The organism is Thermaurantiacus tibetensis (genome assembly GCF_015354055.1).
GTDB classification, from domain to species: Bacteria; Pseudomonadota; Alphaproteobacteria; order Sphingomonadales; family Sphingomonadaceae; genus Thermaurantiacus; species Thermaurantiacus tibetensis.
This window is the reverse complement of record NZ_JACHTM010000004.1, coordinates 297,959-310,825: the sequence shown is the minus strand read 5'-3', so window position 1 is coordinate 310,825 and position 12,867 is coordinate 297,959. Positions and strand designations below refer to the sequence as shown.

10 protein-coding genes, 1 pseudogene and 1 riboswitch are annotated in these 12,867 nt (G+C 75.1%); of the genes and pseudogenes, 5 read left to right on the top strand and 6 right to left on the bottom strand.

What is annotated here, in order from left to right:
- Nucleotides 1-43: 43 nt before the first annotated feature.
- Nucleotides 44-848: pseudogene (locus tag H3H34_RS13915) on the top strand (tyrosine-protein phosphatase); the annotation flags it as partial.
- 94 nt (nt 849-942) lie between these two features.
- The gene (locus tag H3H34_RS13910) at nt 943-1,095 is read left to right on the top strand and encodes a tyrosine-protein phosphatase (protein ID WP_194745506.1); all 153 of its coding nucleotides are present in this window, start codon (nt 943-945) and stop codon (nt 1,093-1,095) included.
- A gap of 118 nt (nt 1,096-1,213) precedes the next feature.
- Here H3H34_RS13910 and H3H34_RS11975 read toward each other — a convergent pair whose 3' ends face one another.
- Genes H3H34_RS11975 through H3H34_RS11965 form a run of 3 tightly spaced genes read right to left on the bottom strand, consistent with a single transcriptional unit; the run spans nt 1,214 to nt 5,499 of the window.
- Complete coding sequence (locus H3H34_RS11975; protein WP_194745505.1) at nt 1,214-2,752, bottom strand: TolC family protein; 1,539 nt, start codon at nt 2,750-2,752, stop codon at nt 1,214-1,216.
- Nucleotides 2,742-3,803, bottom strand: coding sequence for an HlyD family secretion protein (locus tag H3H34_RS11970; RefSeq protein WP_235945789.1), 1,062 nt, complete (start codon nt 3,801-3,803; stop codon nt 2,742-2,744). Before H3H34_RS11970 ends, H3H34_RS11975 begins: the two co-directional genes overlap by 11 nt.
- Nucleotides 3,790-5,499: an ATP-binding cassette domain-containing protein gene (locus H3H34_RS11965; RefSeq protein WP_194745504.1), complete on the bottom strand. Its 1,710-nt coding sequence runs from the start codon at nt 5,497-5,499 to the stop codon at nt 3,790-3,792. Before H3H34_RS11965 ends, H3H34_RS11970 begins: the two co-directional genes overlap by 14 nt.
- A 101-nt stretch (nt 5,500-5,600) precedes the next feature.
- On the opposite strand from H3H34_RS11965, the gene H3H34_RS11960 reads away from it, so the two are divergent.
- Both H3H34_RS11960 and H3H34_RS11955 read left to right on the top strand, forming a co-directional pair.
- Entirely contained in the window at nt 5,601-7,160 is a 1,560-nt protein-coding gene (locus H3H34_RS11960) for an FGGY family carbohydrate kinase (RefSeq protein WP_194745503.1), read from the top strand.
- A 39-nt stretch (nt 7,161-7,199) separates the two neighbouring features.
- The gene (locus H3H34_RS11955) at nt 7,200-7,949 is read left to right on the top strand and encodes a MerR family transcriptional regulator (protein WP_207790922.1); all 750 of its coding nucleotides are present in this window, start codon (nt 7,200-7,202) and stop codon (nt 7,947-7,949) included.
- Here H3H34_RS11955 and H3H34_RS11950 read toward each other — a convergent pair.
- From H3H34_RS11950 to H3H34_RS11940, 3 genes are all read right to left on the bottom strand, one after another.
- Nucleotides 7,946-9,280: a hypothetical protein gene (locus H3H34_RS11950; protein ID WP_194745501.1), complete on the bottom strand. Its 1,335-nt coding sequence runs from the start codon at nt 9,278-9,280 to the stop codon at nt 7,946-7,948. The genes H3H34_RS11955 and H3H34_RS11950 overlap by 4 nt on opposite strands.
- Nucleotides 9,273-10,679, bottom strand: a complete 1,407-nt coding sequence (locus tag H3H34_RS11945) for a glycosyl transferase family protein (protein ID WP_194751921.1) — start codon at nt 10,677-10,679, stop codon at nt 9,273-9,275. Before H3H34_RS11945 ends, H3H34_RS11950 begins: the two co-directional genes overlap by 8 nt.
- 236 nt (nt 10,680-10,915) lie before the next feature.
- Nucleotides 10,916-11,533 (bottom strand): acyl-homoserine-lactone synthase, encoded by a 618-nt coding sequence (locus tag H3H34_RS11940; protein ID WP_194745499.1) that lies wholly within the window; start codon nt 11,531-11,533, stop codon nt 10,916-10,918.
- Nucleotides 11,534-11,676: 143 nt separating this feature from the next.
- On the opposite strand from H3H34_RS11940, the gene thyA reads away from it, so the two are divergent.
- Nucleotides 11,677-12,597, top strand: coding sequence for a thymidylate synthase (gene thyA, locus H3H34_RS11935; RefSeq protein WP_194745498.1), 921 nt, complete (start codon nt 11,677-11,679; stop codon nt 12,595-12,597).
- A 32-nt stretch (nt 12,598-12,629) separates the two neighbouring features.
- Nucleotides 12,630-12,833, top strand: a riboswitch (cobalamin riboswitch).
- Nucleotides 12,834-12,867: the final 34 nt, after the last annotated feature.

Here is a 12,867-nt window from a genome sequence, read left to right as displayed (position 1 = left end):
GGCGCGGAGGAGTGCAAGGGGAGGCGCCGATGGCGGGCGGACGGTGGCAGGTGCTGGGGGCGCTCGCGGCAGCGCTGGTGGTGGCCTTGGCGCTCCCTCCGGCGGCCCCGGCACCCGCCCGCGCGCGCGAGGCCGCGGTTGCGCCCCGTTCGCGGCCGAGCCGGTGCGCGAGGGGGACGCGCTTTCCGTCTCGTGGAGCGGGCCGGCGCGGGTCGACATCTTCCGCCTCGACCGGCCGGATGCCCGGCCGACCCGCGCGAGCCGGGTGGCGCGCGGGGCGACGGGCGGGCGGGCGACGGTGCCGGCGCCCGCCAGCCCGCGGCCCTATCTCCTCCTGCGCGCGGCCGACGGGCGGAGCTTCGTGGTGGCGGAGCGGCTGCTGCCGCTCGAGTCGGGCCAGAACTTCCGCGACCTCGGCGGCTATCCGGCCGCCGAGGGCCGGCAGGTGGCCTGGGGCCTCCTCTATCGTTCTGGCGACCCTTCGACGCTCTCGGCCGCGGATCTGGCCTACCTCGGCCGGCTTGGCATTTCGACCGTGTGCGACCTGCGCGCGACCGCGGAGCGGGCGGCGGCCCCGTCGCGGCTCGCCGAGGGGCGCGACACGCTTCCCCGCGACGATGCGCCGGAGATGCCCGACTTCGGCGCCCTCTTCGCCGGCGGGCCGCCCACGGCAGAGGCCGCCCGCGCGGTCTTCGCCGGCTTCTACCGCGAGCTCCCGTTCCGGTTCGCGCAGGACGACCGGCGCATGTTCCGCGCTCGTCGAAGGGCGGGCGCCCCTCGCCTTCAACTGCTCGGCCGGCAAGGACCGCACCGGGGTTGCCGCCGCGCTCCTCCTCCTTGCGCTGGGGGCGAGCCGCGAGACGGCGATCGCCGACTATCTCCTCTCCGACCGCTCCTGCCGGCCGAAGCCGCCAGCCGCCGGCGCGGCTTCCGCCCGAGGTGATGCGCGTGTTCCAGGGCGTGGACCGGGCCTATCTCGAGGCGGCGTTTGCCGCGATCGACGCCCGGCCGGGGGGCATGGACCGCTTCATGGCCGAAAACCTCGGGCTCTCGGCCGGGGACATCGCGACGCTGCGCCGGCGCGACCTGCGCTGAGCGGCCGGCTCCCGGGCGCGGGCGCGGTCGCGGGGCCGGCGGCTGGCGGGAGGGGCGCGGGACGGGCCGCTGAGCGGGAGGGCGGGGCGCGCGTGCGGCGGCGCTTCCGGGGCCGGCGTCAGGCCGGCGGGCGGAGGCCCAGCGCAGCGAGATCGGCAGTGGCGGCGGCGACGTCGGCGTGGGCGGCGGCCTGGCGCAGCACCGCCTCGATCGCGCGGACCTCGGCGTCGGCCGCCGCCTCCTCGCGCAGGGTGGTGAGGAAGAGGTCGCTCGCGCCGAGCGCGAAGCGGCGCCGCTCGGCCCGGGCGAGCTCGACTGCGGCCTCGCGTTCGCGCGCGGCGAGCTCGACGAGGCGGCGGGTGGCGCGGACGTCGGCGTCGAGCGCGTCGAGCGCGATCGCGATCTCCTCCTCGAGCTGGCGGCGGCGGAGCTCGAAGGCCTGGATCTCGGCGCGGGTGGCGGCGATCCGGCCCGAGGCGGTGCGCTGCTCGAGCGGCACCGAGAAGGCGAGGCCGACCTTGGTCTCGGTGCCGGAGCGGCTGCCGCCGCCGAGGCCCTCGAGGCCGATGTCGCGCGAGGCCTCGACCTTGAGGTCGATGCGGGGCTTGCGGAGGTTCTCGTCGAGGCGGAGCTGCTCGGTGGCCTGGGCGAGCCGGAGGTCGAGCGCCCGGAGGTCGGGCCGGGCGTCCAGCGCGCGGGCGGTGCGGCGGGGGCCGGCCGGCTCGAGGGGAAGCGGCGGCGGCAGGGCGGCGGGCAGGCGGGCCTCGGGCGGGACCAGCGGCCGGCCGTCGGCCCCGCGCAGGAAGAAGGAGAGGCGCACCGCCGCCGCCTCGAGCGCGCGCTCGGAATCGACGACGAGCGCCTGGCGGCGGAGGATGGCCTGCTCGTTCTCGGTGACGATGATCTGCGGGCGCGCGCCCTCGCGCACCTGGCGGCGGAAGCCGTCCTGCCGTTCCTCGGCGATCGCGAGCAGGTTGCGGTAGACCCGGAGCTTCTGGCCGGCGGCCACCCAGTCGAGCCAGGCGCCGAGCGCCCGGCGCTGGACGGCGATCGCGACGAGCAGCGTCTCGGTCTCGGCGAGCGCGATGCCGGTCTCGGCGCGGAACAGGCCGAAGCGGCGCTCGTCGATGGCGCGGTCGCGCAGGAGGGCGAACAGCGCACCGACCTTGAGCTCGCCGCCGCGGTTGGTGAAGGTCTCGTCCTCGTAGGTGGGAAAGTCCCCGCCCGAGACGCGATAGCCGGCGTAGAGCTGGCCGCCCCGGGTGGCGAACGGCCGGGTGACCGAGGCAGCGAGCTGCCGGCCGTCGTAGGTGCCGGAGAGGCGGGTCTCGGCGGTGCCGGAGACGATGGTGTCGAAGGCGCCCTCGGCCTCGGTGCGGCGGCCCTCGGCGGCGCGCACGCGGGCAAGCGCCTCGAGCACCTGGGGCGCGTGGAGGCGGGAGGACTCGAGCACCTCGGCAAGGCCGAGCGGCGCTTCGGCAGCCCGAGTGGATGGCGCGGGCGTGGCTGGCGCGGGCGTGGCTGGCGCGGGCGTGGATGGCGGGGCGGCGGGCTGCGCCGGCAGCGGGGTGGCGGGCAGGAGGCCGGCGGGCAGGAGGGCGAGGGCGAGGAGACCCGCGCGCGCCGGCCCTGGGCCGGCCGGACGGTCAGGCGCCATCGGCTGCCGTGGTGGTTCCGTCGGGGATGAGCCCGCCTTCGCTCACCGAGCGGGTGACCTGCAGCGGGAAGCGGTTGAGCTGCCGCCAGAGCTCGAAGCCGACCGTGACCGTGTCCATGAGGATCCAGCCCCTCACCTGGGCGCCGAGGCGGATTGCGGGCTCCTTCGGCCAGGGCGGCCGGTCCGCGGCCGGCAGCACGAGAACCCGGTAGAGCCCGTTGGGCGAGGCGGCGTCGTCGGTTGCGTAGACCACCCCGTCGAACACGCCGCGGGCGATCGAGGGCCATCCGGAGAACTGGACGGCCGGCCAGCCCTCGAACTGGAGGCGGACGCGCCGCCCAGCCTCGACGAGGGGGACATCCACCCCCTGGACGAAGAGCTCGACGACGGGCTGGGCCTGGCGGGGCGCGAAGGTGGCGAGCACGTCGCCTTCCTTGACGAGGGTGGCCTGGTCGAGCGCGCGGATCTGGAGGACGCGGCCGTCGCGCGGGGCGGAGACGACCTGGAGCGAGAGGCGGTTGATGCGCACATCGATGCCCTGGAGCTTGGCGCGGCTCTGGGCGACCCGGGCCTCGAGGTCGGCGACGCGAAGCTGCGCGGCCTCGAGGTCGCGCGGGGCGGCGAGCCCCTCGGCGACGAGGGTGCGCTGGCGCTCGACGTCGAGCCGGGCGATGCGGACCGCCTGCTCGGCGGCGCGGATCTCGGCCTCCGCCTCGGAGCGCTCGGCCTCGAGCCGGTCGATGATGGCGGGGTCGGTGTCGACGATGCGGACGATGGGATCCCCGGCCTCCACAAGCTCGCCCTCGCGCACATACCACTCCTCGACTCGGCCGGGGACCAGGGCGGTGATGTTCTGCACCCGGTCGGCCGGGTCGAGGGTGGTGATGCGGCCTTCCCCATAGGCAGTCTGCACCCAGGGCACGAAGGCGAGGAAGGCGGCAACCACGAGGATGCCGAAGACGAGCATCGCCGCGATTGCGCGGGCGATCCGGGGGGTGCGGATCGCGGCGAGCGTCGGGAAGCGGGCGAGGTCTTCCTCACGCAACGACAAGGCGGCGCCCCTTGCCCACGCTGGTGCGCAGCCGGTCGAAGGCGCTGCGGTCCTTCATGAGGGTCTGCTGCTCGCGGCCGATCCAGAGGAAGCCGTCGAGCGCGACGTCGTCCGGGCGGTTGGTGAAGTAGATGAGGGTGGTGCGGGTGGCGGCGAAGTGGCGGAACACGTCCTCGAGACGGTGGACCGGGACCATGTCGAGGACCGGCGAGAGCACGAGGATCTTCGGCTTCGAGAGGATGGCGGCGGCGAGCTTCAGCTGCATGGTCTTGGGCAGGCTGAGCGGCCAGCCGGTCGGCGAGAGCATGGTCTGCATGCCGTCGGGCAGCATGGCGATGCGGTCCTCGAGGCCGACGAGGCGGAGCGCGGCGGTGATGTCGGCCGGGTCGCCGCTGACGTTGGAGAGCGAAAGATAGGACTCGATGCTGGTCTCGACCATGTTCGGCCGGTCGAGGACGATGATCTCGGTGCGCAGGCGCACGCGGTCGAGGCTCGCGATGTCGACTCCGCCGAGCGTGACGAGGCCGCTTTCGGGGCGGACATGGCGCTTGAGCAGGTGGGAGAGGAGCCGCTCCATGCCCGGGTCGCCCGAGGCGACGAGCTTCGCACCCTCGGGGACGGTGAAGTCGAAGACGACCGGCCCGGAGCTGTGGGCGAAGCGGACGCCGACAAGCCGGAGCGTGGCGTCCGCCGGCGGCAGGACATTGCGCCCTTCGGTTGGCTCGCGGCGGATGCCGTAGAGCTGGTTCAGCTCCTCGAGGCCGGCGACGAGGTCGTAGAAGTCCTCGAGGTAGGGGCCGAGCTGGGCGGCGCCGTAGAAAACGCCCGCGAGGATGAGCTCGGCGGCGACCAGCTGGCCGATCGAGAGCTGCTCCTGGATGACGAGCCAGCCGCCGAGCGCAAGCAGCGCGGCCGAGGCGACGGCGTAGAGGACGAAGAGCGCGATGGTCTGCGGGAAGCTCCAGCGGAAGTGGCGGACACGGGCGGCGATGTAGTCGGCGGTGAGCGCCTCCGAGCGCTGGTAGGCGAAGTCCATGTGGGCCGCGGACTTGTAGAAGCCGTCGGACGCGCCGACGCTCTCGAGCCAGTGGGCGATGCGGTACTTCTGGTGGCAGACCTCGATCGACGTGCGCATGGCGCCTCTCAGGAAGACCGACCAGATGGCGATGAGCGCGAGCACGAACAGGATGTTGAAGACGAGAAAGAACGGGTGGTAGAAGGACGTGACGACGATCCCGACGGCGGCCTGGAGGATGACGGTGAAGGCCCCGACCACAAGGCTCGGCACCGACTTGTGCACTGTCATCATCTCGAAGTAGCGGTTGAAGACGTCGGCCCGGCGAGAGTCGAGGAAGAAGGGGTTCTCGGCATGGACCGCGCGGATCGTGGCCTCGGCGACGAGGCGGGCGGCGAAGCGCCGCTTGAAGATCTCCATGATCCAGGTCTGCAGCGATGCCAGAAGAGCCCAGATCAGCAGAAGGCCGAGGAGCGCGAGGCTGAGCACGACCAGCGGAGTCTCGAGCCCGGTTGCCACTTGGTTGATGAGCATCTGCACCGAGATGGGGGTGGCGAGCAGCAGCAGGCTCAGCGCCAGGCCGTAGACGAGGGCAAGCGCGACGAACCCCCGGTCTGCCCCGAGGATGGGGCGCGCCCAGGCGATGACGTCACGAATGCTGACTGTTGCCGGCGCGGCCATCGGCTTCCTGTCCTAGCGGGACGCCGGATTGTAGGGCGGGGGGGCCGCCGTTGCAATGCGGCGCGGCCAGCGGCTGCGGCCCGCCGCCGCGGAGCGCGGTGATGGCGAAGCTGCTGCTCGCGATCGATTCCGGCACCACCTCGACCCGCGCGCTGGCCTTCGACCGCGCGGGCCGGGTGGTGGCATCGGTCGCGCGCCCGCTGCCGCAGGTCTTTCCCGCCCCCGGCTGGGTGGAGCACGATGCCGCCGCCATCCGCGACCTGACCCGCGAGGCCGCCGAGGCGGTCGTGGCCGAGGTGGGCGCCGAGGCGATCGCCGCCGTGGGGCTTGCCAACCAGCGCGAGACGGCGGTTGCCTGGGACCGGGAGACGGGTGTGCCGCTTGCGCCCGCCCTCGTCTGGCAGGACCGGCGGACGGCCGACCGCTGCGAGGCGCTCCGCGCCGCCGGCCATGAGGCCCTGGTGCAGGAACGGACCGGCCTCCTCCTCGACCCCTATTTCTCGGCCACCAAGTGGGCATGGATGCTGGCCGAGGTGCCGGAGGTGGCGGCCGCGGCGGCGGCCGGCCGGCTCGCGCTCGGCACCGTCGACTCCTGGCTTCTCTTCGCGCTCTCGGCGGAGCGGGTGCACGCGACCGACCCGACCAACGCCTCGCGCACCCTCCTCATGGATCTCGCCGCTGGCGCCTGGGACCCGGCGCTCTGCGACCTCTTCAGCGTGCCCGCCGCGGCGCTGCCCGCCATCCGCCCCTCGGTCGGGCGGGTCGCAACGGTCAGGCTCGGCGGGCAGGCGATCCCGGTGACCGGGGTGGCAGGCGACCAGCAGGCCGCGGCCGTCGGCCAGGGTTGCCTTGCGCCGGGCGAGGCCAAGAGCACCTACGGCACCGGCATCTTCCTGCTGGTGGCGAGCGGCGGCGCGGTGCCGCGGAGCGCGAGCCGGCTGCTTGCGACGCGGGCGGCCGCGGAGCGCGGGCCGGCCTTCGCGCTGGAGGGCTCCGTCTTCGTGGGCGGGGATGCGGTCAAGTGGCTGCGCGACCGGCTGGGGCTCATCGGCACCGCGGCCGAGACCGAGGCGCTGGCGGCAAGCGTGCCCGATTCGGGCGGCGTGGTCCTGGTGCCTGCCTTCGCGGGCCTCGGGGCGCCCTGGTGGGAGCCGCGGGCGACCGGCCTTCTGACTGGCCTCTCGGGGGCGACCAGCCGGGCGCACCTTGCCCGCGCCGTCCTCGAGGCGATGGGGAACCAGACGGCCGACCTCGTCGAGGCGTTCGCCCGCGACGGCGTGTCGCCCTCGGTCCTCAAGGTGGACGGGGGCATGGTGGCGAACGACTGGCTCTGCCAGGATCTTGCCGATGCGACCGGCCTCGAGGTGGTGCGCCCCGAGACGGTGGAGACGACCGCGCTGGGCGCGGCGATGCTGGCGGCGGTGGGCGCGGGGCTCGTGCCCGACCTTGCGACCGCGGCGGCGCGGATGGTGAGGACCGACCGCCGGTTCCGGCCGGCGGCGGATAGGGCGGCGCGCGCGGCGCGGCGGGCGGGCTGGCGGCGGGCGGTTGCGCAGGTGCTGGCCGGGATCCGCGCCGGCGGGGACGTGGCGGGCGGGGACGTGGCGGGCGGGGACGTGGCGGGCGGGGACGTGGCGGGCGGGCCGCGGCCGGGCGCGTAGCCGGGGCCTGCGGCGGCTGCTAGGCTGGCCCCCATGCGCATGCGTGACCTCGAGCGCGCCTCCGGGATCGGGCGGGAGACCATCCGCTTCTACATCCGCGAGGGGCTGCTGCCCGAGCCGGTGAGGACCGCGCGCAACGCCGCGCTCTACGGCGAGGAGCATCTGACTCGGCTGCTCGCCATCCGCCGGCTGCGCGAGGACCGGTTCCTGCCGCTCGGCGTCATCCGCGTGCTGCTCGACGCGCCGCCCGAGGCCGGCTGGGACAGCCCCGACATCCTGCCCCACGTGGACGCGCTGCTGCGCGCGCGGCTCGAGCTGGCCGGCGCGCGCGAGGACGCGCGCGCCATCCTCGCCGACATGCCGGGCGGCGCCGAGGAGCTGGCCGAGCTTGCGGCCGGCGGAATCGTCGAGGTGGCGGACGACGGCACCGTCTCGCCGCGCGATGCGCGGATCCTGAGGCTCATCGCCGACCTCTCGCGCCTCGGGTTCAACCGCGAGGCCGGCTACGCCCAGGACGGTCTGAAGCGCTACCTCGCCGCCATGCGCTGGCTGGCCGAGGCGCAGGTGCGCGACTTCTTCCGGCTGACCGGCCCCCGGGTGGACGAGGAGAAGGCCGCCGACATGGCCGAGCGCGGCCTTGGGCTTCTCATCGCCCTCATCGGCGAGCTGTTCACCCGCGAGGTGCTGAAGGGACTTGCGGCGCGGCGGAACCGGCGGGCGGGAGATGCGGGCCTGGGGGAAGCGGGCGAAGGGGTGACGCCGGACGCGGCGGGGCGCGGCGCGGGCTAGAAGTCCCCGGCGATGGTGAGCGCGAGGCCCGAGCCCGGGGCGGCGTTGCCCGCCACCTTCACCCGATAGTCGAGCCGGGCCGAGACCGGGGTGTTGGCGAAGCCGAGCTTCAGCATCGGCCCGACGTCCACCCGGTGGGAGGTGATGAACCCTTCCTGGCCGCTCGCCCAGCCGCCCACCCCGGCGGACAGGCGGATGCGGTCGAGCGAGACGAGCGGGGCGAGCGCCGTTGCCTCGCCGCCGCCGTAGAGGTCGGCCGGGCCGAAGCCGACCACCCCGCCCTCGCCGTAGACGCTGAGCTCGACCGGCCGGCCCAGCGCCGAGACCTGGCGGGCGGTGCCGCCGGCAAGCCGCGCCGACCAGGCGTTGCGGCCGAAGGCGCCAAGCGCGATGCGCCGCTCGACGGCGACGTGGACGGGAACGCGGGGCAAGGGGTCGACGCGGACGCCGACGGCGGCCTCGGCGGTCTCGGGGTCGAGCCGGCCGCGCGCATCCGAGCCGGTGGCGACGCGGGCGAAGGCGGTCACGCGGCGGCGGGCGAGCGGGTCGAGCGTCCAGCCCGCGAGCGCGCCCGTCTGCGTGCTGCCGAGGACCGGAGTGGCGGCGACCGCATCGCCCTGGGCGCCCTCGCGGGCGAGCGCGTAGACTCCGAATGACAGCCGCCGGCGCAGCGTGCGCAGGTCGGCCGCCCAGGCCGAGGCCTGGGGGGCGGCCGGGTCGAGCGCGAGCGCCCGGGCAAGGCCGTCGGCGGCGGCGCGGCGGTCCCCCGCCCGGAGCGCGGCATAGCCTTCGCTGGCGAGCCGGAAGGCCTCGTCGCGCGCGGCGGCCGGGCGCGCCGGGGCGGCGGGCGCGGCTTCGGCGAGCAGCGCCGGAGCGGCGTCGGCAGCCGCGGGGCCAGCCGATGCGGGGGCTGCGGGTGCGGCCATGGGAGGAAGGCTCCAGCCGGGCGCGGCAGCCTGGCGCGGCACCTCGTGGACGATGCGCACCACCGCCTCGGCCGGGCGGGCGGCGGGGCCGGGGGCGGGGCCGGCCGGGACCGGAGCGGGGCCGGCCGGGCCCCAGCCGGCGGCAACCAGGCGCGCGACCGTCTCGCTTGCGACCCGGGCCGCGACCTCGGCGGCGATGGCGGCCACCTCGTCGGCGGAGGCGCCGGAGGCAGGGGCGGCCGGCGCCGCCGGGCTGCCCCCGACGAGCGCCCGGAGCCGCGCTTCCTCGCTGGTACGGGCCGCAAGCCACTCGGGGAGGCGGCCGGCCGCCCAGCCGAGCGCGAGGATGCCGACCACCTGGTAGAGGCGGAGCGCGGCGCCGGCGCGGGGGGCCTCTTCAGCCACGGGCCTCGCCCAGTGCAGCCGCTGCTTCGGGGAAGCGGTGGGCGGTCTTCTCCCAGGGGCGGCCGCGGCCGGACCGCACTTCCTCGGCATAGAGGCGGAAGGCGCGCAGCGCAGCAAGCGCGTTGACGAGGTTGCCGACCGGTGCGCGGGGGATGGCGAGCATGGCCTGCACGGGGCCCGCGACCCGCCAGGCGAAGAGCGCACGGAGGAGAAGGCGCCAGGCGAGCACCAGGGCAAGGACGGCGAGCAGGGGCGCGAGCGCCGGGTCGTCAGTGACGCCGGGGATGGCGCCTGCGGGCAGGCCGAGGAGGAGGGCAAGCCCCTGCCAGAGGAGGGCGGCGCCGAGCGCGGCATAGGTGGCGAGCGCGAGCACGGCGGTCGCGATGGTCTTGCGGTCGCGCAGCAGCATCCAGCGCGCGGCCGGCCCGCCGCTCCAGCCGAGCCGGTCCCAGCCGGCAAGCGCGATGCCCCTGAGCCAGCGGTCCTTCTGGCGGACGGCGGCGGGAAGTGTTGCGGGGAAGTAGCTGCGCACTGCGACGAGGCGGCCCGCGGCCCGCTCGCGCACGAGGACGGCGCGGAAGCCGAGGCGGTGCAGGCGGTGGCCGAGCTCATAGTCCTCGGTGAGGCTGGCTGCGTCGAAGGGGGCGCGGGCGGGCCCCTCGAGCCGGCGCAGGGCGTGCATGGCGATGGCGGTGCCGACCCCGGCGCTCGGCACGGGGGCGCGCAGCAAGGTGCGGACCACGAGATCGCGGGCGTGGGCGCTTGCGAACTCGTCGAGATAGTGGCCGCTGACGAGGAACTCCCCCGGGTCGACGAGGGGGACGACGGGAAGCTGGACCATGTCGGCGCGGGCCAGCGCGCGGTCGAGGACGGCGAGCTCCTGCGGATCGACCATGTCTTCGGCGTCGTGGAGGACGACGGCGCGGAACGGCCGGCCGCTCGTTCGCGACTCGTCGTCGGCCGCGCGCCAGAGGTGGTTGAGGCAGTCGGCCTTGGTGGTGGGGCCCGGGCGGCTGGTGACGACGGCGGTGACGCGCGCGTCCTCCCGGGCCACCGCGGCGACCGCCTCCGCCGTGGCCGGGTCGTTCGGGTAGACGCCGACGAAGATCCGGTAGTCCGGGTGGTCGAGCCGGGCGAGGGTGGCGCGGAGCATCGGCCCGATGACCGCCGCCTCGTCCCAGGCGGGGACGAGGATGGCGAAGCGGCCCGGGGAGGCCGGGGGCGGCGGCCTTGGCGCCAGCCGGGCGGCGAGGTGGGCGAAGGGCGCAAGGGCATCGATGGCGAGATCGTCGAGGGCGTTCGCGGCGACGAGAAGGCCGGTGAGCCAGAGCGACTCGCGCACGAGAACGGCGAGGAGGGCGAGGAGCGGCAGGAAGGGCTCGGCCGCGAGCGCCGTCACCGGAGGCACTCCGGGCGGCGCCTCGCTGCCTGCGGTACGGCGGGGCGGGGCATGGTCAGGCGCCGCGGCCGCGGCTCTCCTGGCGGGAGGAGGGGTGGACGCCCCGGGGCTGCCAGGGGGGAGTGCACGGGGAGGGCCGTGCCTCTCCTGGGGGAACCAGCCCCGGAGCGTCCGGGGAACCGGATGGCTTCATGCAGCGCAGGGTCGGAAATCGCCGCATGAAACCAGCGGCCCCCTTAGCGGCTGAGGTCGAGCCTCAGGACCTGGTCGGGCAGGGCGAACCGTGCCCGGAAGAGGGTGAGCGTCTCGGGCTTCACCGTGACCATGAGCGCGCCGAGCAGCTGGCCGCCGATCTCCTTGGGCAGGCCGAGCGGCTCCACGTCCCAGCCGGTCGAAAGAAGCTGCGAGAGGTAGGCCATGTGGGTCACCATGGTGTAGCGGGTGATTCCAGCGACGAGCGCATATTCGATGAGGGCGGTTGCCAGCCGCTCGCGCACCGCGTTGTGCGCCTCCCAGTCGGCAAGGAGCGGCGAGGTGCACAGCCGGGTGACCTCGAGGACGTCGGGCCCGCGGGGCACGTCGCCATCGACGAGCATGGGGAAGATGTCGCCGAGGAGGTGGCGGCGGGTGGTCGGCAGCAGGCGGACCGAGCCGAGGTGCATGCCGCTCGAAGGGTCCGCCGCGACGAGGTAGAGGGCGTGCTCGGTGTCGAACTCGTCCATCTCGTAGCGGTCGTCGACGACCGGCACCTGCCACTTGAGCCGGTCGACGAAGACCGCCTTGCGGTCGGCGTGCATGCCGCGCAGCAGGCCGGCGCGGGCATCCCGGTTCGTCGCGGTGATGAGCTCGACCATGCCTCCATCCTCCGGCCGCCCTCCGCTCCGTGGCGGGTGCGACCCCAGGCCGAGGGTTAACGCGAGCGGGCGGAGCAGCGGAATATCCCCGATCGGGGAGGGGCCGCTTGACCGCGCTGGCACGGCCCGCCAACCGGTCGGCCATGGCTGTTGCTGCGCCCGAAGTGCCCGGCGAACACCCGGAGCGCGCCATTCAGGCGCTGGTGCGCGACGTCTGGGAGAACGGGGTCGAGCGCCGCGACCGCACCGGCGTCGGCACGCGCGCGCGCTTCGGGGCGATGCTGCGGTTCGACCTCTCGGACGGCACGGTGCCGCTCATGACGCTGAAGCGCGTCCACTGGCGGGTGGCGGTGAAGGAGCTGCTCTGGTTCCTCTCAGGGGAGACGAGCATCCGCCCGCTGGTCGAGGCCGGAGTCCACATCTGGACCGACTGGCCGCTCGCCCGCTTCCGCCGCGAGACGGGGGAGGCGATCGACCGCGACGCCTTCGAGGCCCGGATCCTCGCCGACCCCGAGTTTGCCGCCCGCTGGGGAGACCTCGGGCCGGTCTACGGCCGCCAGTGGCGGCGCTGGCGCGGGGCTGACGGGCGCGAGCACGACCAGCTCGCCGCGCTCGTTGCCGGGCTGCGGCAGGACCCTTCCAGCCGGAGGCACATCTTCACCGGCTGGAACGTGGCCGAGCTCGCCGAGATGGCCCTGCCGCCCTGCCACATGACCTACCAGTATTTCGTGGCCGACGGCCGGCTCTCGTGCCTGCTCTACCAGCGCAGCTGCGACCTCGGCCTCGGCTTTCCCTTCAACATCTTCGAGGCGGCCCTCCTGCTGCGCATGCTGGCCGACCAGTGCGACCTTGCGCCGGGCGAGCTGGTGTGGACGGGGGCCGACGTCCACCTCTACCTCAACCACGGGCCGCTCGTTGAGGCGCTCGTTGCCCGCACCCCGCGGCCCTGGCCGAAGCTGCACCTCAGGCGCCGGCCGGCCGACCTCTTCTCCTACGCGCCCGAGGATGTCGCGATCGAGGGCTACGATCCGCACCCGCACGTGCCTGCGCCGGTTGCCGTCTGAGCCGCTTGCAGCGCGCGCCGTGACGCGCTAGCGGCCTCGGCCACGGCAAGGGTGCCCGGGGGAACCCGGGTGAAAAGGGAAGCCGGTGCGGGGGAGACCCCAAGTCCGGCGCTGTACCCGCAACTGTAGCCGGGGAGGCCCGTGGCCACATGCCACTGCCCGACGAGGGTGGGAAGGCGGCCACGCCGGGCCGGCGATCCGGAAGCCAGGAGACCTGCCCCTGCCGGTCGTCCCTTCGCGCCGGCGGGAGTTCCGGGGCGATCGAGACCG

Bases quoted from the DNA above. Each gene is read 5' to 3' on its own strand.
- H3H34_RS13910 (WP_194745506.1), top strand. From the start codon at position 943: ATGCGCGTGTTCCAGGGCGTGGACCGGGCCTATCTCGAGGCGGCGTTT.
- H3H34_RS11975 (WP_194745505.1), bottom strand. From the start codon at position 2,752: ATGGCGCCTGACCGTCCGGCCGGCCCAGGGCCGGCGCGCGCGGGTCTC.
- H3H34_RS11965 (WP_194745504.1), bottom strand. From the start codon at position 5,499: ATGGCCGCGCCGGCAACAGTCAGCATTCGTGACGTCATCGCCTGGGCG.
- H3H34_RS11960 (WP_194745503.1), top strand. From the start codon at position 5,601: ATGGCGAAGCTGCTGCTCGCGATCGATTCCGGCACCACCTCGACCCGC.
- H3H34_RS11955 (WP_207790922.1), top strand. From the start codon at position 7,200: ATGCGTGACCTCGAGCGCGCCTCCGGGATCGGGCGGGAGACCATCCGC.
- H3H34_RS11940 (WP_194745499.1), bottom strand. From the start codon at position 11,533: ATGGTCGAGCTCATCACCGCGACGAACCGGGATGCCCGCGCCGGCCTG.
- thyA (WP_194745498.1), top strand. From the start codon at position 11,677: ATGGCTGTTGCTGCGCCCGAAGTGCCCGGCGAACACCCGGAGCGCGCC.